This is a genomic window from Micrococcus sp. 63XJN7_8_ISO-PGPR-S23-253 (assembly GCF_056173425.1).
Genome location: NZ_CM149673.1, coordinates 1,121,418 through 1,141,290 on the forward strand (window position 1 = coordinate 1,121,418; position 19,873 = coordinate 1,141,290).

The window sequence follows — 19,873 nt, forward strand, 5'->3', positions numbered from 1 at the left end:
GGGTCAGTCGACCGAGACGAGGTCGCAGACGAAGATGAGCGTCTCGTTCGGCCCGATCGCGGAGCCGGCACCGCGGGCGCCGTAGCCCAGGTGCGGCGGGATCTCGAGGCGGCGGCGGCCGCCGACCTTCATGCCGAGCAGGCCCTGGTCCCAGCCGGCGATGACCTGGCCGACGCCGACGGTCAGGGGCAGCGGGGTGCCGCGGTTCCACGAGGCGTCGAACTCCTCGCCGGTGGACCAGGCCACGCCCACGTAGTGGACCTGCACGCGGGAGCCGGCCTCGACGGCCGGGCCGGAGCCCTCGATCAGGTCCTCCACCACGAGCTCGGTGGGCGGGGTCTCGCCCGGGAAGTCGATCTCGGGCTTGGTGCGGTCGTAGTCGCGCTGTCCGAAGGACACGGTGCTCTCCTCTGGGGTTCTCGTGGACGGGGTCAGTTCGCCGACTCGGTGGCGGGCGCCTGGGCGTCCAGGATGTCCACCACGAACAGCAGGGGCTCGTTCTCGCCGATGTCCGGCGGGCTGCCCTGCTCACCGTAGGCCTTCTCGGCCGGGATCGACAGGAGGACGCGCGAGCCCACCTTCTGGCCGGCCAGACCCTCCTTCCAGCCCTCGATGACCTGGTTGAGGGAGAACGTGATCGCCTGGCCCGTCTCCCAGGACGAGTCGAAGACCTCGCCGTCGGACCACTTCGCGCCCTCGTACTGCACGGTCACGGTGTCGTCCGCACCGACCTCGCGGCCCTCGCCCTGGATCAGAGGCTGGACCACCAGCTCCTGGGGCGCCTCGCCGTCGGGCTTCGCGATGCTCGGCCGGCCGCTCTGCTCGTCCACGGTGACGTCGGGCAGGCGCTCGTCCCGCTCGGTCACCTCCTCGCCCTCGGCCTGCTTCGGCAGGATGGCGTCGATCTTGTAGACGAACAGCTGGGCGGGCTGCGTCTGGGTGGAGGGGGAGGCGCTCGGCGACGCGCTCTCGGTCTGCGGGACGGAGACGTCGTACTCGGGGCTGTACGCGGCGACGATCGTGCCGGCGCCGTTGCCGACCAGCATGTCGTGGATCTCCGGGTTCATGGACTTGAGCTGGTCGTCCACAGGCACGGCTTCCGGTTCGCCGCTGAAGTTCTCGGCGACCACCTCGCCGCTGGCCGGGTCGACGACGGCGATCGACATCTTCAGGACGTCGCCCTCCTGCACCTGTTCCCCCTCGCCGGCGGTCAGCACGCGCGTGGTGGGCTGGTCGGTGTCGATCTCCCCGTCGATCTCGACCGTCGGCGCCCCGCCGTCGCCCTCCGTGAAGGTGACCCCCGTCAGGGCGTCCGGCTCCCCCTGGCCCTCGCCGACGGCCGCCCGCTCGGGGGCGGCCGACGTGGAGGCCGACGCGGTGTCGCTGTGGGGCTGGTCCGCCCCGTCGTCGCCGGTGGCGCAGGCGGTGGCCAGCATCAGGCCCGCGGCACCGAGGGACAGCAGCGGCAGCAGGCGGCGACGGCGGCGGGCCGTCGGGGGCTGGGGGGTCTCGAACGAACTCATGCGTGTCACCCTAACGGCGTGTCCTGGGCGCGCGCTGTCAGGGGATCCGCTCGAACAGCCGGTCGACGGCGGCCGACGACGTGTCGAACGGGTCCTTCGTCACGATCGCGTGCAGCGGATGGTCCGTGAGCTTCAGGGTCGTCCAGTCGACGGCGTAGTCCAGGCCGCGCTCCCGGGCGCGGGCCACGAAGTCCGCCCTCACGCGGGCCCGGGTGGTGGGCGGGGCGGTCTCGAGGGCGGACCGGGCGGCGTCCTCGGGCAGCAGGCGGGCGACGGCGCCGCGCCGGAGCAGCAGGCGGAACAGCCCCCGGTCGGGGTCGATGTCGTGGAAGGCCAGGTCCAGCTGGGCGAGGCGGGGCGCCTCCCAGCCCAGGTCGTGGCGGGCCCGGTAGTCCTCCAGCAGGCGCAGCTTGATCGCCCAGTCGATGCGATCCTCGATGCGGGACCGGTCACCGGTGCGGACGGCGTCGAGCACCTCGCCCCACAGGGTGATGATCTCCCCCACCCGGTCGTGGTGGGCGCCCTCCGCGGCGACGAAGGTGCGGGCCCGTTCGAGGTAGTGCTCCTGCAGCTCGAGCGCGGAGGCCTCCCCTTCCCGGAGCGCGATGCGGGCCGTGCCGGTGAGGTCGTGGGAGATCTGCCGGACCGCGCGGGTGGGGCTGGCGACGACCCGGTCCCCGAGCGGGAAGCCCGCCTCGATCATCCGCAGCAGCAGGTCGGTGGCGCCGAAGCGCAGCAGGTGGGTGTGCTCGGAGAGGTTCGTGTCCCCCACGATCACGTGGAGGCGCCGGTACTCGGAGGCGTCCGCGTGCGGTTCGTCCCGCGTGTTGATGATCGGCCGGGACCGCGTGGTGGAGGAGGACACGCCGTCCTGCACGAAGTCGGCGCGCTGGGAGAACGCGAAGTGGGCCGGGCCCTCGCCCTCGGGCCACGTGCCGGCGGGGACGACGCGGCCCGCGCCCACGAGGATCTGCCGGGAGACGAGGAACGGGACGAGCGCCTCGGTGAGCCGCCGGTACTCGGTGCGCCGGCGCAGCAGGTAGTTCTCGTGGGAGCCGTAGGAACTGCCCGAGGAGTCGGCGTTGTTGCGGTAGAGGTGGATCCGGCCGCCGACCCCGTCCATGGCCATGCGCTCCTCGGCCTGGACCACGAGGTCGTGCAGCAGCAGGTCCCCCGCCCCGTCCGAGGCGATGAGCTCGTCGAGTGTCGAGCACTCGGCGGTCGCGTACTCGGGGTGGGAGCCGACGTCGAGATAGAGCCGCGAGCCGTTGGTCACGAACACGTTCGAGGACCGCCCCCACTCGACGACGGGCCGGAAGAGGTAGCGGACGACCTCTTCGGGACTGAGCGGGCGCCCCTCCGGGTTCCAGTGCTGGACGCCGTACTCCGTCTCCAGCCCGAAGATCCGGCGGGCGCGGTCCGCGTCGGTCACTGGCCGCCCTTCTGGACGAAGCCCTTGACGAACTCCTCGGCATTGGACTCGAGCACCGAGTCGATCTCGTCCAGCAGGCTGTCCAGGCCCTGGTCCTGGGCCGCGGGCTTCACGTGCGCCTGGCCCGCCGCGGCGCCGGTCTCGTCGTCGCCGCCGGACGGGCGTGGGCGGATCTGCTCCTGGGACATGGTGGCCTCCTCGTACGTCGACGCGGGTCGGTGTGCTCCGTCCGCGTCCACCCATCCTGCCCCACGCGCGGGCCACGTTTCAGCCCCACGTCCCCGGGTTGCCCCACGCTGGCAGGATGGGGGCATGCGCCTGTGGACCCTTCATCCCCGCCACCTCGACCGTCAGGGCCTGACGGGCGCCTGGCGCGAAGCCCTGCTCGCCCAGGCCGTCCTGGCGGGCCGCACGCGGGGGTATCGGGACCACCCGCAGCTGCTGAGGTTCCGGGAGCACCCGGACCCGTCCGGTGCCGTCGGCGCGTTCCTCTCCGGCATCGAGGCCGAGGCCACGGCGCGCGGCTATCGCTTCGACCACTCCCGGATCGACCGGCCGTGCCCCGTCCTCGACGGCGCGGTGCGCATCCCGCCCGCCGGTCTCGCACCGATCCCGGCCACCACGGGCCAGCGCGACCTGGAGTGGCGTCACCTGTGCGCCAAGCTGGCCGCGCGCAGCCCCGCCTGGCTCGAACGGTGGTCGGACACGCCCGTCCCCGACGTGCACCCGCTGTTCACGATCGTCCCGGGGCCGGTCGCCTCCTGGGAGCGCGCCTGAGGGCGGGCCGCGGTCGGGCCCGGTCTGGCACCGTGGGGGCATGATCCGCGACGAGAGCATCGAGAGCTATCTGGGGCGCCTCGCCTCCGGCGAGCCCACCCCCGGCGGCGGCGCGACTGGCGCGCTGGCGGTGGCCGAGGGCGCCGGACTGCTGGCCATGGCGGCCCGGTTCAGCGCGGCCGAGGAGGACGCCCGGGCATCGGAGGGCCTGATCGCGGCGTGCCTCGGCCTCGCCGACGGCGACGAGCGGGGCTTCGGCGCCGTGGCCGAGGCGTTCGGGCTGCCCCGCGACACCCCGGAGGCCCGGTCCCGGCGCTCGGCCGCGATCCAGGCCGCCCTGGCCGAGGCCGTCCGGCCACCCCGCGGGATCGTCGACGCCGCCGAGCGTGCACTGGACGTGGCCGAGCGTGTGCTGGATGCGGCGAACCCGAACGTGCTCTCCGACGTCGGTGCGGCGCTCGGCTGCATCCGGGGCGGCCTCACCGCCGCCGCGGTCACCCTCGAGACCAACCTGGGCCCCCTCCGCGACGAGGGCCTGGAGGGCATCCTGCGCACCGACGTCGACCGGGCGGACCGTCTCGTCGCGCGGGCGGACGCCCTGCTGGGCCGCGTGCGCGCGGCAGTCACGGGCTGAGCGCCCGCCCGCACCTCAGGCCCGCGCGCCGAACAGCGGCGGCAGCGTGGCCACGAGCGCCTCGTCGTCGGGCCGGGGCGTGGCGGCGTCCTCCCACCAGCCGGGCAGGTCCACGGCGGCGCCGACCAGCGGCTCGGCCAGGTGCAGCCGGTGCACCCGCTCCCCCGCCCCGCGCAGCAGCAGCGTCTCCCACGCGGCGCCGGCCACGCGGTCACCGTGGCGGCCCACGAGGTTGCCGCGGGTCCACGCACGGGTGGCCCGCGGCGGCGTGGCGACGGCGGCACGGATCTCCGCCTCGTCGGCGAGCGTCCGGAGCGCGTCGGCGGCCACGAGCCGGCGGTGCAGGGAGCGGGCCGGGCGCAGGTCGGCGTACTGCAGGTCCACCATCGCGAGGCGGGGGTCGGTCCAGTCCGCACCCGCGCGGGCTCGCAGGCCCTCGAGGACGCGCAGCTTGGCCGCCCAGTCGGCGCGGTCGCTCAGGGACAGGGGATCCGCGGTGGCGTCGTCGAGGTCGATGGCCCAGGCCTCCAGCACCTCGTGCGTCTGCGGATCCGTCACCCCGAAGGCGGCGCAGTGGGCGCGGGCCGCGTCCAGGTAGGAGCGCAGGATCTGCAACCCGGTCCAGTGCCGGCGCACGGGGCCGTCCGCGGTGTGTTCGAGCAGCGGCACCGTGGCCCGCAGGCCCGGGTCGTGGCTGATCGTCTGCAGCGCGGCCACCGGGTCGTCCAGGGTGAGCCGGGGCGCCGTCCCAGCCTCGGCCATCGCGAGGACGAGCGCGGTCATGCCCATCCGCAGCCACGTGGCGTGCTGGCTCAGCGTCGCGTCACCGATGATCACGTGGAGTCGGCGGTAGGCCTCGGGACGGGCGTGCGGCTCGTCCCGCGTGTTGACGATCGGCCGGTGGATCGTGGTCTCCAGCCCCACGGGCTCCTCGAAGTAGTCGGCCCGCTGGGACAGCTGGAAGCCCGGCCGCTCCCCCGCCGGGCCGAGTCCCACGCGGCCCGCGCCCACGAGCACCTGCCGTGCCGCGAAGAACGGCAGCAGGACGGCGGTGAGCTCCTCGAAGTCGAGGGACCGGGCCACGAGGTAGTTCTCGTGCGCGCCGTAGGACCGGCCCTTGCCGTCCACGTTGTTCTTGTAGACCAGCACCTCCGGGGCGCCCTCGGCCTGGCCGATGTGCTCGGCCGCCGCCTGCGCGACCAGGTCCCCGGCGGCGTCCCAGACCATGGCGTCCCGCGGGGTGGTCGTCTCCGGCGACGAGTACTCCGGGTGGGCGTGGTCCACGTACCAGCGCGCGCCGTTGGCCAGCACGGTGGACAGCAGCAGGTGCACGGGCTCCCCGTCCGGGCCCACGAGCGCCTCGTCGGTCAGCTGCGAGGGGTGCGCCGCCGAACGCGGCAGCCGCCAGCCCCGCGCGTCCACGAGCGGCGACTCCCCCGTGTAGTCCCACTCCGTGCCGGCCACCGCCGAGCCGGAGCGGGTGACCAGGTCCGCGTACGCGTTCACGAGCTCGACCGAGAGCACGCTGTGGTGCGCCCCCGGGTTGGCCGGCGCGTGGATGCCGAACTCGGTCTCCGTGCCCATCACCCGGTGCACGCCCCAGCCGGCGGCGTCCCGCCCGTTCGGGGGCACGGCCGCGCCGTGGAACAGCCGACGCTGGCCCTCGAAGGCGGGGGTCGGGCCGACGTCGACGGCGGCGGCCCGGGCGAAGCCGTCCGCGGTCCCGCGGCCGAACGCGCTCATGCCTCGACCCCCCGGACCATGCGCAGCGAGCGCAGCCGAGGACCGCGCCAGCCGGAGGTGCGCGCCCACTCGGCGGGCGCGACCGTGGCCAGCAGGTCCGTCTGGTCCTCCAGCACCGCGGCCACGGCCTCGCGCAGGTGGCCCTCGCGGACGCCGAGCGCGGCCGGGGCCTGGCCGGCGGCGAGGTAGTCGCGGACCGCGTGCCGCTTGGCCCGGTCCACGACGTCGGCCACCACGGCGCCCGAGACGAGGTCGGCCAGGTGCAGGGCGTGGGTCGTGCCGGACACGTCCGTCAGCTCCGCCAGCGCGGTGTCCGCGCCGCGGTCGTAGAGGGCGGCCACCGTTCGGGCGATGAGCGTCGCGCGGGCCGCGTCCGCGGAGCCGGCCGCCGCGACGTCGTCGGCGTGCAGGGGCACGTCCGCGGTGAGGTGCTTGGCCATGATCTCGGCGGCGCCGGCGGCGTCGGGACGGTCCACGCGGATCTTCACGTCGAGCCGGCCGGGGCGGAGCACGGCGGGGTCGATCATGTCCTCGCGGTTGGAGGCGCCGATGACGATCACGTTCTCGAGGGCCTCGACGCCGTCGATCTCGGTGAGCAGCTGCGGGACGATCGTGGTCTCCACGTCCGAGGAGACGCCGGAGCCGCGCGTGCGGAACAGCGACTCCATCTCGTCGAAGAAGATGACCACGGGGAAGCCGGCGTCGGCCTTCTCGCGGGCCCGGTCGAAGATGACGCGGATCTGCCGCTCGGTCTCGCCCACGTACTTGTTCAGCAGCTCGGGTCCCTTGACGTTGAGGAAGAACGAGCGCTCGCCGTCCGCGCTGCGGGCCGAGAGGGCGTTGGCCACGGCCTTGGCGAGCATGGTCTTGCCGGTGCCGGGCGGGCCGTACAGCATGATCCCCTTGGGGGCGCGCAGGCCGTGCTCGCGGTAGACCTCGGGGTGCAGGAACGGGATCTCGACGGCCTCGCGGATCCGGTCGATCTGCGGGCCGAGGCCGCCGATGTCCTCGAATGTGACGTCCGGGACCTCTTCCAGCAGCACCTCGTCCACCTCGGACAGCTCGACCCGCCGCAGCGCCCATTCGACGCGGGCGTCCACGGTGACGGCGTCCCCGTGGCGCAGGTCGACGCCCTCCAGCGCGGGCGCGCGCCGCACCATGCGCTCCTCGTCCGCCGTGCCGGCCAGGACGAGGCCGCCGTCGGGCAGCGCCTCCTTGACGCGCAGCAGCTGACCCGACCCCGTGCCCGGGGCGACGCCGACGATCGAGCTGGACTCGTCCAGCAACACCTGGGCGCCGGGGGTGAGGCGGCCGGCGTCGAGCAGCGGGGAGACCGTCACGCGCAGCCGCCGGCCGTTCTGCACGACGTCCGCTCCCCCGCGCACCACGGCGCCGGTCTCCACGCCCTCCTCGGGCTCGCGCGGGGCGTGGACGGCCTCGAGGGTGGCGAAGGTGAACGGCGGATGCGTGACGGCGTCCAGGTTCTCCTTGAGCGTGGTGATCTCGGCGCGCGTGGCCTCGAGCAGCTCGACCATGCGCCGGTTGTTGCGGGCGGCCGTCTGCGTCTGGGCCTCGGCGGCCCGACGGCGTTCGCTCAGACCGGCGGCGTGCCGCTGGGCGGACTGCAGCTGGTGCCGCAGCCGTTCGGCCTCGGCCTGGGATTGCCGCAGCAGCTCCCGCGCCTCGGCGAGGCGCTGCTCGGCGTGCTCCGTGCCTGATTGCGCGTGGTGGTCCACCGGTGCTCCGTCCACTCAGTCCTGCTCCCCGGTCGGGGTCCTCCCACCGTACGCGTCCACGCCCTGCTCGGCGGCGCGTGACCGCGCGGCCATGAGGCGGGCCTCCTTCGCCGCCTTGCGCGCCTTCTTGTCCGTGATCGGCCGTTCGCCGAGGGCCTCGGGCGTCCACCGGGCCTCGTCGGCCGGCTGCCAGGCCTCGACGTCCTCGGCCTTGAACTCGGAGACCTTGGAGCGCTTCTTCAGACGCAGCGCCTCCTCGCCCGAGGCGAGGCGGCGGGCCGTGAGGAGGAAGCCGGTGTGCGCGACCATGCGGTGGTCGGGGCGCACGGCGAGCCCGTCCAGGTGCCAGCCGCGCACGAGGGTCTCGTTGGCCTCGACCTGCGTGAAGCGGCCCGAGTCCCGGATGGCCTCGGCCACGCGGGAGAGCTGGGTGGCGGTGGCCACGTAGTTCAGCCACACACCGCCGGGGGCCAGGACCTCGGCGACGGCATCGAGGCACTCCCACGGGGCCAGCATGTCCAGGACCACCCGGTCCACGGAGCCCGGCTCGTGGACCGTGAGCATCTCCTCCTGCGCGTCGCCGAGGTGCACCGACCAGGCGGGGTGCTCGGCGCCGAAGAAGGCCTCCACGTTGGCCCGGGCGACGTCCGCGAACTCCGGGCGACGCTCGTAGGAGTGCAGGCGACCGTGGTCGCCCACGGCGCGCAGCAGGGACATGGACAGGGCACCGGAGCCCACGCCGGCCTCGACCACGACGGCGCCCGGGAAGATGTCCGCCTGCTGCACGATCTGCGCCGCGTCCTTCGGGTAGACCACCGTGGCGCCGCGGGGCATGGACAGGACGAAGTCGTTCAGCAGGGGGCGCAGCACCTGGTACGGCTGGCCGGCCGAGTTCTCGACCACGACGCCCTCGAAGCCGCCGATCAGGTCGTCGTGCCGCAGCACGCCCTGGTAGCTGTGGAACTCCCCGCCGGGCAGCAGGGTGATCGTGTTGAGACGGCCCTTCGCGTCCTTGATCTGCACGCGCTGGCCGGCCCGCAGGGGGCCGCGGCGCGCGCTCACGCCGGTGGGTTCGGTCATGGGGGGCTCCTTCGGTTCAGGGACGCCGCGTCGCGTCGACGGCGGCGAGGATCGTCTCGCGGGGCACCACGGAGCGCACGAGGCCGTGCGCGTCGGTCAGTACCCACACGGGGGTCTGGGGGTCGGCCAGGCGGGCGGCCAGGTCGGGACCGGAGGCGGGGACGTCATCGCGGACGAGGACGGCCTCCGGGGCCAGCGCGACCGCGACCGCGGCCAGGGGGGTGGTCGTGCGGCGCGCCGGGGTGAGGGCCACCGCGGCCGTTAGGTCCAGCACGCCGCGGGGCCGACCGGCCCCGTCCACGGCCACGACGGCGCGGCGGCCGTCGTCCGCCTGGGCCAGGGCCTCCGCGACGCCGAGGTGCTCAGGCAGGGCGACGGCGGGCGTCTCGACCTGCTCGAGCCGCAGGGTCTCCAGCCGGCGGCTCCAGCGCCCGTGGCGCACGGCGTCGTCCGCGCCCCGCCACAGGGTGAGGGCGACCCAGGCCGCCAGGACGACGACGAACAGGTCCGGCGCGCGGCCCGCGAGGATCGGGGGGCCGAGCACCGCCGCGAGGACGCCCACCGCGACGACGCGACCGGCCCAGCCGGCCGCCTCGACGCCGCGGGCCCGGGAGCCGGTGGCGGCCCAGACGGCGGACTCGACCATGCGGCCGCCGTCGAGCGGGGTGCCCGGCAGCGCGTTGAACGCGGCCAGGAGGAGATTGGCCCACACCGTGACCTCGAGCAGCAGGGCGGGGACGGACGGGCCGGCCACGGCGCGGGCCGCCAGGTGGGCGAGGCCCGCGAGCACGAGGTTCGCGGTGGGGCCGGCCATCGCGGTGAGCACCGTGTCCAGCGGTCGGGCGGACGGGCTGCGGAACTGGGTGTGCCCGCCCCACAGGGTGAGCGCGATCTCCTCGGTGCGCTGGCCGAAGGCGCAGCCGGTGAGGGCGTGGGCGGCCTCGTGGGCCAGGACGGACAGGGCCAGGAGCACGGCGTACCCCAGGGCCACGGCGTAGGCGCCGCCGCCGAGTGAGGGCAGCGCGCGCTGGATCTGCGGGCCGAACGCGAGGGTGATGACCGCGGCGATCAGGAGCCAGGACCAGGACAGGCGCACCGGTGCGCCGGCGATCGTGCCCAGCCGGACGGAGGCGGGCCCGCTCATCCGGCCCCGTCCGCCCCGGGCCCACGCGCGGCGGCGATCCGACGGACCGCGGCGAGGTCGGCCGGTGTGCGGCCGGCGAGCGTCGTCCACTCGACGGTCGCGAGCCCCGCCGGCAGCGGCAGCACGCTGGGCACGCCGACCGTGGGCAGGCCCGCGGCCACGGCCGCGCCGACGCCCACCGGGGAGTCCTCGACCGCCACGCAGTCGACGGCCGTCAGCCCCGGTGTCCGCTCGGCCAGCAGCCGCAGGCCCAGCCGGTACGCCTCCGGGTCGGGCTTGCCTCGGGAGACCATGTCCCCCGAGACGACGACGTCCAGCGTGCCCGCCGGCGCCCGCTCGGCCAGCGCGCGGGCCAGCGGGGCGTGGGACATCGTCACGAGGGCGCCCGGCACGCCGGCCTCGGCGAGCGCGACGAGCAGCTCTCGGGCGCCCGGCCGCCACGGCACCCCGTTGACGACCCCCTGGACGACCTCGTCCATCGTCAGGTCGATGATCCGCTGCACGGGCAGGTCCAGCCCGGCCTCCTGCAGGCGGCGCGCTCCCTCGTCCAGGGGGCGTCCCACGAGGGAGGCGGCCAGGTCGTCCGACCAGGTGCCGCCGTGCTCGATCACCAGCCGGCGCTGGACGGCGTTCCACAGGGGCTCGGTGTCCACGAGGGTGCCGTCCATGTCCCACAGGACGGCGCGCGGCAGGCGGCGGGCACGGTCGTCCGGGGCGGGCGCGGGGTGGCGGGACATGGAGTGCATCCTATCGAGCGCCGCCGCCGGGGTGTGCCGGGCGGGTCGCGGGCCGTGACCCCGTCGTCGGGCCGTGTCTAGGCTGGCCGCCATGACCGACGCTACCTCCGAGGACCAGCCGGACGACGCCCTGGGCCCGCTGCGGACCCACCTGACGGCGACCGTGGACGCGCTCGAGGCCGGGCGGCGGGCCCCCACGGTCCTGCTGCTGGCCTTCGAGGGCTGGAACGACGCCGGGGAGGCCGCGACCGGGGCCCTGGGCGCGCTGCGGGAGCAGTGGGACGCCGCGGACGCGGGACGGGTGTGCGACGGCGAGTTCTACGACTACCAGGTCACCCGGCCGCTGGTCCGGCGCGACGCCGACGGGCTGGGGACGCTGGACTGGCCTGCGGTCGCCCTGCACGAGGCGTTCCTGGATCGGGAGGGCCGGCCCGTCGCGGGCGAGGCCGCCCCGCCGGACGGGGTGCGCGTGCTCATCGCCGTCGGCGTGGAGCCGAACGTGCGGTGGCGCGCGTTCCTCGAGGAGCTGTTCACGGCGGCCGACGCGCGCGACGTGGACGCCGTCGTGACGCTGGGCGCGCTGCTGGCGGACGTGCCCCACACCCGGCCCCTGCGCGCCCGCCCGACCTCGCCGCTCGTGGACGTCCGGGTGGCCGTCGGTGCGGACCGTCCGGTCTACGAGGGGCCCACCGGGATCATCGGCGTCATTGCGGACGAGGCCGCGCGCCGCGGCCTGCCGAGCCTCTCGCTGTGGGGGACGGTGCCCCACTACGTGGCGCAGGCGCCCTCCCCCAAGACGCTGCTCGGGCTGGTCGAGGCGGTCGAGGACCTGCTGCACGTGAGCGTGTCCACGCGCGGGCTCGAGGACGACGCGAGGGCCTGGCAGCGCGGCGTGGACGAGCTGGCCGCCGAGGACCCCGACGTCGCCGCCTACGTCCGGCAGCTCGAGGAGGCCCAGGACACCCAGCAGCTGCCGGAGGCTTCGGGCGAGTCGATCGCGCGGGAGTTCGAGCGCTACCTGCGCGGGCGCGGCGGACGCTGACGCCCGGCCGCGCCCTGCGGGGTCAGCGCAGGCGCAGACCCAGCAGCGCCGCCACGACGTCGATCACCGGCACCGGGTCGGCGGCGGCCTCGACCAGGCCCGGCAGGGTGCCGGCCGCCCATGCGTCGAGGGCCTCCAGCGCGCGGGGGGCGTCGAGGTCGTCGGAGAGCGCCGCGTGCACGGCGTCCAGCACGGCAACGCCGGCGGCGGCATGCGGTCCGTCCAGGGCGGCGCGCCAGCGGGCCACCCGCGCCTGGGCGTCGGCCAGCACCTGCTCGGACCACTCCCAGTCCGACCGGTAGTGGTGCGCGAGGATCGCCGCGCGGACGGCCACCGGCTCGACGCCCCGCGCCCGCAGGCGGGAGACGAGTTCGAGGTTGCCGAGGGACTTGGACATCTTCTCGCCGTCCAGGGCCACCATGCCGGTGTGCGCGTAGGTGTGCGCGAGCGGCAGGCCGTCGACGGCGGTGGCGTGCGCGGCGGAGAACTCGTGGTGCGGGAACCGCAGGTCGGAGCCGCCGCCCTGCACCGTGAACGGCGCAGGCAGGTGGGCCCGGGAGATCACGGAGCACTCGATGTGCCAGCCGGGCCGGCCGGAGCCGAGCGACCGGCCGTCCCAGGCAGGCTCCCCCTCGCGGTGCACGCGCCACAGCAGCGGGTCCAGCGGGTCGCGCTTGCCGGGGCGGTCGGGATCGCCTCCCCGCTCCGGGAACACCGCGGCCATCTCGCCCAGGCCCATCGCGGAGACCTGCCCGAGGCGCCAGTCGGTCGCGGACTGGGCCGCGCGGACGTCGAAGTAGACGTCCCCGTCGGGCTCGCCGTCGCCGCCCGGCACGCGGTAGGCCCGGCCCGCCGCCAGCATCGTCTCGACGGCGTCCACCACCAGGCCCACCGCCTCGGTCGCGCCGACGTAGTGGCCCGGGGCGAGCACCTCGAGGGCGGCCATGTCCGCTCGGAACAGGTCGGTCTGCTCCTCGGCGAGCGCGCGCCAGTCGACGCCGGTCGCCTCGGCCCGCTCGAGCAGGGGGTCGTCCACGTCGGTCACGTTCTGGACGTAGGCGACCTCGAGACCGGCCGCGCGCCAGTAGCGGTGCAGCAGGTCGAAGGCCACGTAGGTGCTCGCGTGGCCGAGGTGCGTCGCGTCGTACGGGGTGATCCCGCAGACGTACAGCGAGGCGCGCTGGGCGTCGTTGCCCGGATGCCGGGTCCGTCCCGTGGCGGTGTCATGCAGCCGCAGCCGGTCGGGGCGGCTCGGCACGGTGGGCGGGGCGGGGGTACTCCAGGACTTCACGGGACTCCTCACATCGGGGTGGTTCGGCGGGGCCGGGCCGTCCTGCCCGGCGGCGGGAGCGGGCTCAGGCGCTGATGACGCCCGCGCCCAGCAGGGCGAACAGCACGCCGCCCAGGAGGATGCGGTACCAGACGAACGGCAGGAACGAGTGGGTGCTGATGAAGCGCATGAGCCAGGCGATGACCGCGTAGCCCACCACGAAGGCGATCCCGGTCGCGACCAGCGTCTCCCCCATGCCATACGGGCCCTGCGTGCCGGGATCGGTGAGCGAGGTGTACAGCTTGTACAGGCCGGAGGCGAACACGGCGGGCACCGCCAGCAGGAACGCGTAGCGGGCGGCGGCGGGCCGGGTGTATCCCATGGCCAGGCCGGCCGCGATGGTGCCGCCGGAGCGCGAGACGCCCGGGACCAGCGCGAGGGCCTGGGCCAGCCCGTAGAGCACGCCGTCCCGCACGGTGAGCTTCTCGAGCGGCGTGGTCTGACGGCCGAGCCGGTCCGCCAGGGCGAGCAGAACGCCGAACACGATGAGCATGGTCGCCGTGATCCACAGCGACCGGAACTCCGTGTCGATCCAGTCCTGCAGCAGCAGACCCAGGACCGCGATCGGGATCGAGCCCACGATGATCAGCCAGCCCATGCGCGCATCGGGATCCGAGTGCGGGATCCGCCCCGTCACCGCGGCGCACCACCGCCCGATGATGCGGGTGATGTCCCGCCAGAAGTAGATGAGGACCGCCAGCTCCGTGCCGAGCTGCGTGATGGCCGTGAAGGCCGCCCCCGGGTCGGCCCCGGAGGGCAGGAACTCGCCCACGATGCGGATGTGGGCGGAGGAGGAGATGGGCAGGAACTCCGTGAGGCCCTGCACCAGGCCCAGGATGATGGCTTCGATCCACGTCACGGAGGGTCACTGTACGCCACGGCCCCGGGTGGGAACCCGGGGCCGTGCGGTCCGTCACGAGCGGGACGGTCAGTCGTCGTCGTCCTCGTCGTCGAAGAGGTCGAGCGGGGTGACCTCCTCGGTGTCCGCGTAGAGGGCGTCCTCGTAGGCCTCGAAGGCGTCGGCCACGGCGAAGAACGCGGCTTCGACGGCGGGGTCGTCCTCGCCCCGCTTGTTCTGCGCGGCCACGAGGTGTTCGTTCAGGGCGGTGGTGAGGGCCTCGAGGGCCATGCGGGCGTCAGAGCTCATGGGTGAACGGTAACCCGGTGGCCGGTGGCGCGGCCAGGGGTGGGCCGTGCGGGACCGGCCGCCGGACCCGACGCCGTCTGCCAGGATGGGCGGGTGCGTGAACAGCTGATGTCCTCGACCCTCGACGCGATCTCCCGCGGACAGAAGTGGGAGTACCTGGTGATGACGGTCGCCCCCCACGAGTCCCTCGCCGACGCCCGTCGGCGCCTCCTGGAGCACGCGGAGTACGGCCAATGGGAGCTGCAGCGCTCCGTGCACTACCGCGACGGGGCGCGCCGCTACTGGATGCGCCGCCGCGTGATGCGCGTGGCCTCGACCCTGCAGACCCTCTGAGGCGCGGGCGCGACGACGCCGCCCCGGCCGTCGTCGCCGCCCGCGGCCCGGATCAGCGCGGCTCCAGCATCCGCTCGAGCACCCGGCAGCCGAACTCGAGCGCGTCCACGGGCACCCGCTCGTCGATGCCGTGGAACAGGGACGTGAAGGCCAGGTCGGCGGGCAGGCGCATGGGCGCGAACCCGTAGCCGGTGATGCCCAGCCGGGAGAGGGACTTGTTGTCCGTGCCCCCGCCGAGCATGAACGGCAGCACCTGGGCCTCGGGGTCCTCCGCCTGCAGCGAGGCGATCATCAGCTCCACCAGGTCCCCGGAGAAGGGGGTCTCCAGGGCGACGTCCCGGTGCTCGGGCTCGATGGTCACGTCCGGACCGGCGAGCTCGGCGATCGTGGCGAGGGCGGACTCCTCCTCCCCGGGGATCAGGCGGACGTCTACGGTGCCGGTGGCCGAGGACGGGATGACGTTGTGCTTGTAGCCGGCGGTCAGCCCCGTCGGGTTGGACGAGGTGCGCAGGGTGCCGGCCACCCAGGACCGGGCCTGCCCGAGGGCGTCGAGCTGCGGCGTCGGGTCCGTCTCGTCGAAGTCGACGCCCATGATCTCCGCCACCTGTTCGAGCAGCGCGCGCGTGGTCTTGGTGTACACGAGCGGCCACTCGTGCCCGCCGATGCGGGTCATGGCGCCGGCCAGCCGGGTGACCGCGTTGTCCGGGTGCGGGGCCGAGCCGTGCCCGGGGGCGCCCTCCGCGGTGAGGTTCAGCCAGGCGAGCCCCTTCTCCGCGGTCTGCACGAGGTAGGCGCGCGAGCCGTGCACCTCGGTGGAGAAGCCGCCCACCTCGGAGATCGCCTCGGTGCACCCGTCGAACACCTCGGGGTGGTGGTCCACGACCCAGCGTGCGCCGTAGACGCCGCCGGCCTCCTCGTCGGCGAAGAACGCGACCGTCAGGGGGCGCCGCGGCCGGCGGCCCGTGCGGGCCAGGTGCAGCAGCACCGCGAGCACCATGGCGTCCATGCCCTTCATGTCCACGGCGCCGCGCCCCCAGATCATGCCGTCCTTGAGCTCGGCGCCGAACGGGTCCACGCTCCACTCGTCCGCCTCGGCGGGGACCACGTCCGTGTGCCCATGGATGACGAGCCCCGGCGCCTTCGGATCCCAGCCCGGCAGGTGCCCGACGACGGAGACCCGGCCCGGCGCCGACTCGAAGAAGCGGGGGGTCATCCCCGCCTCGGCCATGAGCCGGGCGCAGTACTCCGCGGCCTCGGGCTCGCCGACGGAGACGTTGCCCCCGCGGTTGGTGGTGTCGATCCGGATGAGGTCGCGGCAGATCTCCACGACGCGGTTCTCGGGGCGCGAGCGGGCGGGGTTCACGATGTTCTCGACCATGGTTTTGAGCCTAGCCCGAACCCGTGCTATCTTTCTCGAGTTGCCCGGAGCGGGACGGACCGGACAGGACCGGAACGCGGCGGGCGACGGAGCCTCTCCCAGGGCTCCACCGATGAGCGCGAGTGGCGGAATTGGTAGACGCGCAGCGTTGAGGTCGCTGTGTCCGCAAGGACGTGGGGGTTCAAGTCCCCCCTCGCGCACCGCTCGTCGAGCAGCAGGGCCCCGGTCGTCACGACCGGGGCCCTGCGTGTTTCCCGTCCGGCGTCCCCTCTAGAGTGGTGTCCGTGCGACGGCAGGCGCCGTCGGTGGAACCGCACGACGGCATGGAGGACCCGATGGCCCTGGAAGCCCCCGCACTGCTGCATCGGCTCGCGCGAGCCCACGGGGTGCAGCCCGAGTACGTCGGGCAGGACGGCTCGGCCCAGACCGTGCCAGACGAGGCCCTCGTGAAGGTGCTCGCCGCCCTCGGGGTGTCGGTCCGACCGGACGGGGTCGCCGCTCTGGCCGAGGCGGTGGAGGAGGCGGAGACGGCCCCCTGGCGGGACGTGCTCCCGCCCACCGTGGCCGCCCGGTCCGGTCACCGCCTGTCCGTGCCGTGCCACGTGGCCGCGGGCGAGCCGGTCGTGGCCCGCGTGCGCACGGAGGACGGGCGGACCCTCGAGGTGAGCGTGAGCGAGCCGGTGTCCGAGGTCCGCCTGGTCGACGGCGTCGAGCGCGAGCGCGTCCACGTGCAGATCCCCGCCGACCTCGCCCCGGGCTGGCACCGGCTGGAGGTGACCAGCGGCTCCGGCTCCACCGCCTCCGCGGTCCTGGTCTGCGCCCCGACCCGGCTGAGCACGCCGCGTCCCTTCCTCGAGCGCCGCGGCTGGGGCGCGGCCGCGCAGGGCTACTCGGTGACCTCGGCGGACTCGTGGGGCATCGGCGACGCGGCGGACATGGCGTCCCTGGCCGAGATCGTCGCCCGGCACGGTGCCGACTTCCTGCTGCTGCACCCCCTGCACGCGGTCGAGCCAGGCCCCCACCCGGCGGACTCCCCCTATTCCCCCGTCTCCCGTCGGTTCCTCTCGGCGCTGGTCGTGCACGTGCCCTCGATCCCCGAGTTCGCCGACCTGCCCGCCACGGAGCAGGCGGAGCTGCGGTCGGCGGGCGCCCGCGTCCAGGCCGAGCTGGAGCGCACCGGCCGGATCGACCGGGCCGCCGTCGCCGCCGTCCTGTGGCCTGCGCTGCGCCGCGTGCACGAGGTGCCCCGCTCCCCCGAACGCGAGGCCGCCTACGCGCGGTTCCGCGCCGAGGCCGGACCGGGCCTGGACGACTTCGCCCTCTGGTCCGTCCTGCGGCTGGACGGCGAGGGCACCGGCCCCGATCTCGCCGACCCGGCCTGGGCGCCGGGCGGGGTCGAGGCCGAACGGGTCCGCGCCGAACGCGCGACCGACGTCGACCTGCACCGCTGGGTGCAGTGGATCGCCGCCGAGCAGCTCGCCGGCGTGCAGGAGCGGGCCCGGGCGGCCGGCATGCGCATGGGCGTCATGGTGGACCTGGCGGTGGGGGCCACCCGCGAGACCGCGGACGCGTGGATGCTCGGGGACGTGCTGGTGCCGACCATGTCCGTCGGCGCGCCGCCCGAGCTGTTCAACCAGCTGGGCCAGGACTGGTCGCAGCACCCCTGGCATCCGCGCCGCCTGGCCGAGACCGGCTACGCCGCGTTCCGGGACATGCTGCGCACCGTGCTGCGCGGCGCGGGCGGCATCCGGATGGACCACGTCCTCGGGCTGTTCCGCCTGTGGTGGATCCCGGAGGGCGCCGGCGCCACCCAGGGCGCGTACGTCGAGTACGACCACGAGGCGATGCTCGCCGTGCTCACGCTCGAGGCCGAGCGGGCCGGCGTCGTCGTGGTGGGCGAGGACCTCGGCACGTTCGAGCCGTGGGTGCAGCGCCGCCTGGCCGAGGCCGGCGTGCTCGGCACGTCGATCCTCTGGTTCGAGCAGGAGGACGGCGAGCCCACCCCGCCGGAGCGCTACCGGCGGCTGGCCATGGCGGCGGTGAACACGCACGACCTGCCGCCCACGGCCGGCTACCTCGAGGGCGTCCAGGTGGACCTGCGCGAACGGCTGGGCCTCTACACCGTGGACGTCGCCCAGGAACGCCGCCGGTCGGCGGAGGAGGTGCGCGCGTTCCTCGCCGCCGCGGCCCGACGCGGGCTGCTCGCCGAGGCGGAGGTGGACGTCCCCGACGCCGGCCCCGAGGTGCGCGAACGCCAGATCGTGGCCCTGCACCGCCTGCTCGCGCAAGCGCCCTCGGCCCTGCACAGCGTGGCGCTCGTGGACGCTGTGGGCGAGCGGCGCATCCAGAACCAGCCCGGCACTCTCCAGGACCAGTACCCGAACTGGACCGTGCCGCTCGGCGACGGCGCCGGACGGATGGTCTCCGTCGAGGACCTGGCGGACTCGGCGTCGGCGGCCCGGCTGTTCGACGCCGTGGACGCCGAACTGCGGGCGTCCGTGCCGGTGGGGATCGGGGTCAGCCTGCACACCTCCCCCCTGGCCCAGCCCGGCCGCGGCGACGCCGGCGGCATGAACGTCTACGTGCGGCAGGCCGCCGTCGCCCTGGCCCGCCGGGGCGTGCGGATGATCCTGCTGACCCGGGCGGAGGAGCCGGTGGGACCGGACGGCGCACGGGTCCGGACGCTGGACGCCGGCGGGCAGGCCCCGCCGGTCACGGTCGTGGACCTCGCCGCCGGGCCGTCCGCTCCCGTGCCCAAGGAGGAGCTGGCGGGACTCGGCGCCGAGTTCACCCGCGCGGCCCTGGACTGGCTCGCCTCGGACGCCGTGCCGGGCGGCCCCGTCCTCGGTGGCGCGGACGCCCCGCCCGTCGCGTTCGTGCACGGCCACTACTGGCTCTCCGGGTCCACCGCCGCGGCGCTGGCGCGGGCGGCGCACGCCCCGTACCTGCAGACCATGCACACCACCGCGGCGGCGAAGATGCTCGAGGACCCCGCGCTGCGCGAGCCGACCGCGCGGATCGAGGCCGAGCGCGAGGTCGTCGAGCGGGCCGACCTGCTCGTGGTCAACTCCGCCGCCGAGGTCGCCGACCTGCGCGAGCTGCTGGACGTGCCCCGCGCCCGCACCCGGGTGCTGCCCCCCGGGGCCGACCTCGAGACGTTCACGCCGGACGGCGCCGCGCAGTGGCCGGGCACACCGGAGGACGACGGGGCCCTGCGCGTCCTGTTCGCCGGTCGTGTGCAGCGGCACAAGGGCCCGCACCTGCTCGTGGCCGCCCTCGGGGTGCTGCGCGAGCGGGCCGGTGGCGCGGGCGCCGACCCGGGGGTGCGCCTGCACGTGAACGGGGCCGCCTCGGGGGACGACGAGCTGGACCTGGCGGGCCTGGCCGCGCAGGAGGGGGTCGCCGACCTGGTGACGTTCTCCGCGCCGGTGCCCGCGCCCGCCCTCGCCGCCCAGTTCCGGGCGGCGGACGTCGTGGCGATGCCGAGCGCGTCCGAGACCTACGGCCTGGTCGCCCTCGAGGCACAGGCCTGCGGCACGCCCGTGCTGGCGCACCGGGTCGGCGGACTGGTCTACGCGGTCCTCGACGGCGTGTCCGGCCGCCACGTGACGGCGGGCACCCCCGAGGCGTGGGCCGATGCCCTGGCCGAGATCCTGGCGGATCGTGACGCCTGGGCCGCCCTGGGGACCGGCGCCGTGCGCCACGCCGCCGGTCACTCGTGGGAGGCCTACGCGGACGGGCTGCTCGAGGCCGTCGCGGCCGTGCCGCGGCGGTCGCCCGGGCTGGACGCCTGACCGCCCGAACGCACCGGCCCGCCGAGACAGCGAGTCTCGGCGG

The 19,873-nt window shown here is 75.1% G+C and carries 18 protein-coding genes and 1 tRNA gene; 6 read left to right on the forward strand and 13 right to left on the reverse strand.

The features are described from left to right. Positions 1–3 precede the first annotated feature (3 nt). From AC0VX4_RS05155 to AC0VX4_RS05170, 4 genes are read right to left on the reverse strand one after another with little or no spacing between them, the layout of a single operon-like run. Entirely contained in the window at positions 4–399 is a 396-nt protein-coding gene (locus AC0VX4_RS05155; RefSeq protein ID WP_010078659.1) for an FKBP-type peptidyl-prolyl cis-trans isomerase, read from the reverse strand. A gap of 32 nt (positions 400–431) precedes the next feature. Then, positions 432–1,523, reverse strand: coding sequence for an FKBP-type peptidyl-prolyl cis-trans isomerase (locus tag AC0VX4_RS05160; RefSeq protein ID WP_065573075.1), 1,092 nt, complete (start codon positions 1,521–1,523; stop codon positions 432–434). Positions 1,524–1,560: 37 nt separating this feature from the next. Further along, positions 1,561–2,955 (reverse strand): Pup--protein ligase, encoded by a 1,395-nt coding sequence (gene pafA / locus AC0VX4_RS05165; protein WP_227448449.1) that lies wholly within the window; start codon positions 2,953–2,955, stop codon positions 1,561–1,563. Then, positions 2,952–3,143 carry a ubiquitin-like protein Pup gene (locus AC0VX4_RS05170; RefSeq protein ID WP_017488237.1) on the reverse strand — a complete coding sequence of 64 codons (192 nt, stop codon included), beginning with the start codon at positions 3,141–3,143 and terminating at the stop codon, positions 2,952–2,954. The genes pafA and AC0VX4_RS05170 overlap by 4 nt, the downstream gene beginning before the upstream one ends. A gap of 124 nt (positions 3,144–3,267) precedes the next feature. On the opposite strand from AC0VX4_RS05170, the gene AC0VX4_RS05175 reads away from it, so the two are divergent. Together AC0VX4_RS05175 and AC0VX4_RS05180 are read left to right on the forward strand one after the other, a co-directional pair. After that, positions 3,268–3,732 (forward strand): pyrimidine dimer DNA glycosylase/endonuclease V, encoded by a 465-nt coding sequence (locus AC0VX4_RS05175; protein WP_002855074.1) that lies wholly within the window; start codon positions 3,268–3,270, stop codon positions 3,730–3,732. Between the two features lie 40 nt (positions 3,733–3,772). Further along, complete coding sequence (locus AC0VX4_RS05180; RefSeq protein WP_136940511.1) at positions 3,773–4,366, forward strand: cyclodeaminase/cyclohydrolase family protein; 594 nt, start codon at positions 3,773–3,775, stop codon at positions 4,364–4,366. 15 nt (positions 4,367–4,381) lie between these two features. Here AC0VX4_RS05180 and dop read toward each other — a convergent pair whose 3' ends face one another. From dop to AC0VX4_RS05205, 5 genes are read right to left on the reverse strand one after another with little or no spacing between them, the layout of a single operon-like run. Continuing rightward, entirely contained in the window at positions 4,382–6,109 is a 1,728-nt protein-coding gene (dop, locus tag AC0VX4_RS05185) for a depupylase/deamidase Dop (protein WP_136940512.1), read from the reverse strand. Continuing rightward, entirely contained in the window at positions 6,106–7,860 is a 1,755-nt protein-coding gene (gene arc / locus AC0VX4_RS05190; protein WP_060774968.1) for a proteasome ATPase, read from the reverse strand. Before arc ends, dop begins: the two co-directional genes overlap by 4 nt. After that, positions 7,861–8,925 (reverse strand): tRNA (adenine-N1)-methyltransferase, encoded by a 1,065-nt coding sequence (locus AC0VX4_RS05195; protein WP_060774967.1) that lies wholly within the window; start codon positions 8,923–8,925, stop codon positions 7,861–7,863. It lies immediately after the preceding gene. Between the two features lie 16 nt (positions 8,926–8,941). Then, positions 8,942–10,069 carry a M50 family metallopeptidase gene (locus AC0VX4_RS05200; protein ID WP_002855068.1) on the reverse strand — a complete coding sequence of 376 codons (1,128 nt, stop codon included), beginning with the start codon at positions 10,067–10,069 and terminating at the stop codon, positions 8,942–8,944. Then, positions 10,066–10,806, reverse strand: a complete 741-nt coding sequence (locus tag AC0VX4_RS05205) for an HAD family hydrolase (RefSeq protein ID WP_002855066.1) — start codon at positions 10,804–10,806, stop codon at positions 10,066–10,068. The genes AC0VX4_RS05200 and AC0VX4_RS05205 overlap by 4 nt, the downstream gene beginning before the upstream one ends. A gap of 91 nt (positions 10,807–10,897) precedes the next feature. On the opposite strand from AC0VX4_RS05205, the gene AC0VX4_RS05210 reads away from it, so the two are divergent. Next, complete coding sequence (locus AC0VX4_RS05210) at positions 10,898–11,848, forward strand: proteasome assembly chaperone family protein (protein WP_002855061.1); 951 nt, start codon at positions 10,898–10,900, stop codon at positions 11,846–11,848. A gap of 22 nt (positions 11,849–11,870) precedes the next feature. On the opposite strand, the gene mshC is transcribed toward AC0VX4_RS05210, so the two are convergent. From mshC to AC0VX4_RS05225, 3 genes are all read right to left on the reverse strand, one after another. Beyond that, positions 11,871–13,139, reverse strand: coding sequence for a cysteine--1-D-myo-inosityl 2-amino-2-deoxy-alpha-D-glucopyranoside ligase (gene mshC / locus AC0VX4_RS05215; RefSeq protein ID WP_475464657.1), 1,269 nt, complete (start codon positions 13,137–13,139; stop codon positions 11,871–11,873). 64 nt (positions 13,140–13,203) lie between these two features. Further along, positions 13,204–14,037, reverse strand: a complete 834-nt coding sequence (locus AC0VX4_RS05220; RefSeq protein ID WP_002854828.1) for an undecaprenyl-diphosphate phosphatase — start codon at positions 14,035–14,037, stop codon at positions 13,204–13,206. Positions 14,038–14,106: 69 nt separating this feature from the next. Further along, positions 14,107–14,325, reverse strand: a complete 219-nt coding sequence (locus AC0VX4_RS05225; RefSeq protein ID WP_036315190.1) for a hypothetical protein — start codon at positions 14,323–14,325, stop codon at positions 14,107–14,109. A gap of 93 nt (positions 14,326–14,418) precedes the next feature. On the opposite strand from AC0VX4_RS05225, the gene AC0VX4_RS05230 reads away from it, so the two are divergent. After that, positions 14,419–14,658 (forward strand): DUF5703 family protein, encoded by a 240-nt coding sequence (locus AC0VX4_RS05230; RefSeq protein WP_060774965.1) that lies wholly within the window; start codon positions 14,419–14,421, stop codon positions 14,656–14,658. Between the two features lie 52 nt (positions 14,659–14,710). Here AC0VX4_RS05230 and AC0VX4_RS05235 read toward each other — a convergent pair whose 3' ends face one another. Continuing rightward, complete coding sequence (locus AC0VX4_RS05235; RefSeq protein WP_002855054.1) at positions 14,711–16,036, reverse strand: M20/M25/M40 family metallo-hydrolase; 1,326 nt, start codon at positions 16,034–16,036, stop codon at positions 14,711–14,713. 116 nt (positions 16,037–16,152) lie between these two features. On the opposite strand from AC0VX4_RS05235, the gene AC0VX4_RS05240 reads away from it, so the two are divergent. Together AC0VX4_RS05240 and malQ are read left to right on the forward strand one after the other, a co-directional pair. Further along, positions 16,153–16,236 (forward strand) — tRNA-Leu (locus tag AC0VX4_RS05240). Positions 16,237–16,320: 84 nt separating this feature from the next. Continuing rightward, a complete protein-coding gene (gene malQ, locus AC0VX4_RS05245; RefSeq protein WP_036334376.1) occupies positions 16,321–19,830 on the forward strand; it encodes a 4-alpha-glucanotransferase in 3,510 nt (1,169 codons plus the stop codon). Positions 19,831–19,873: the final 43 nt, after the last annotated feature.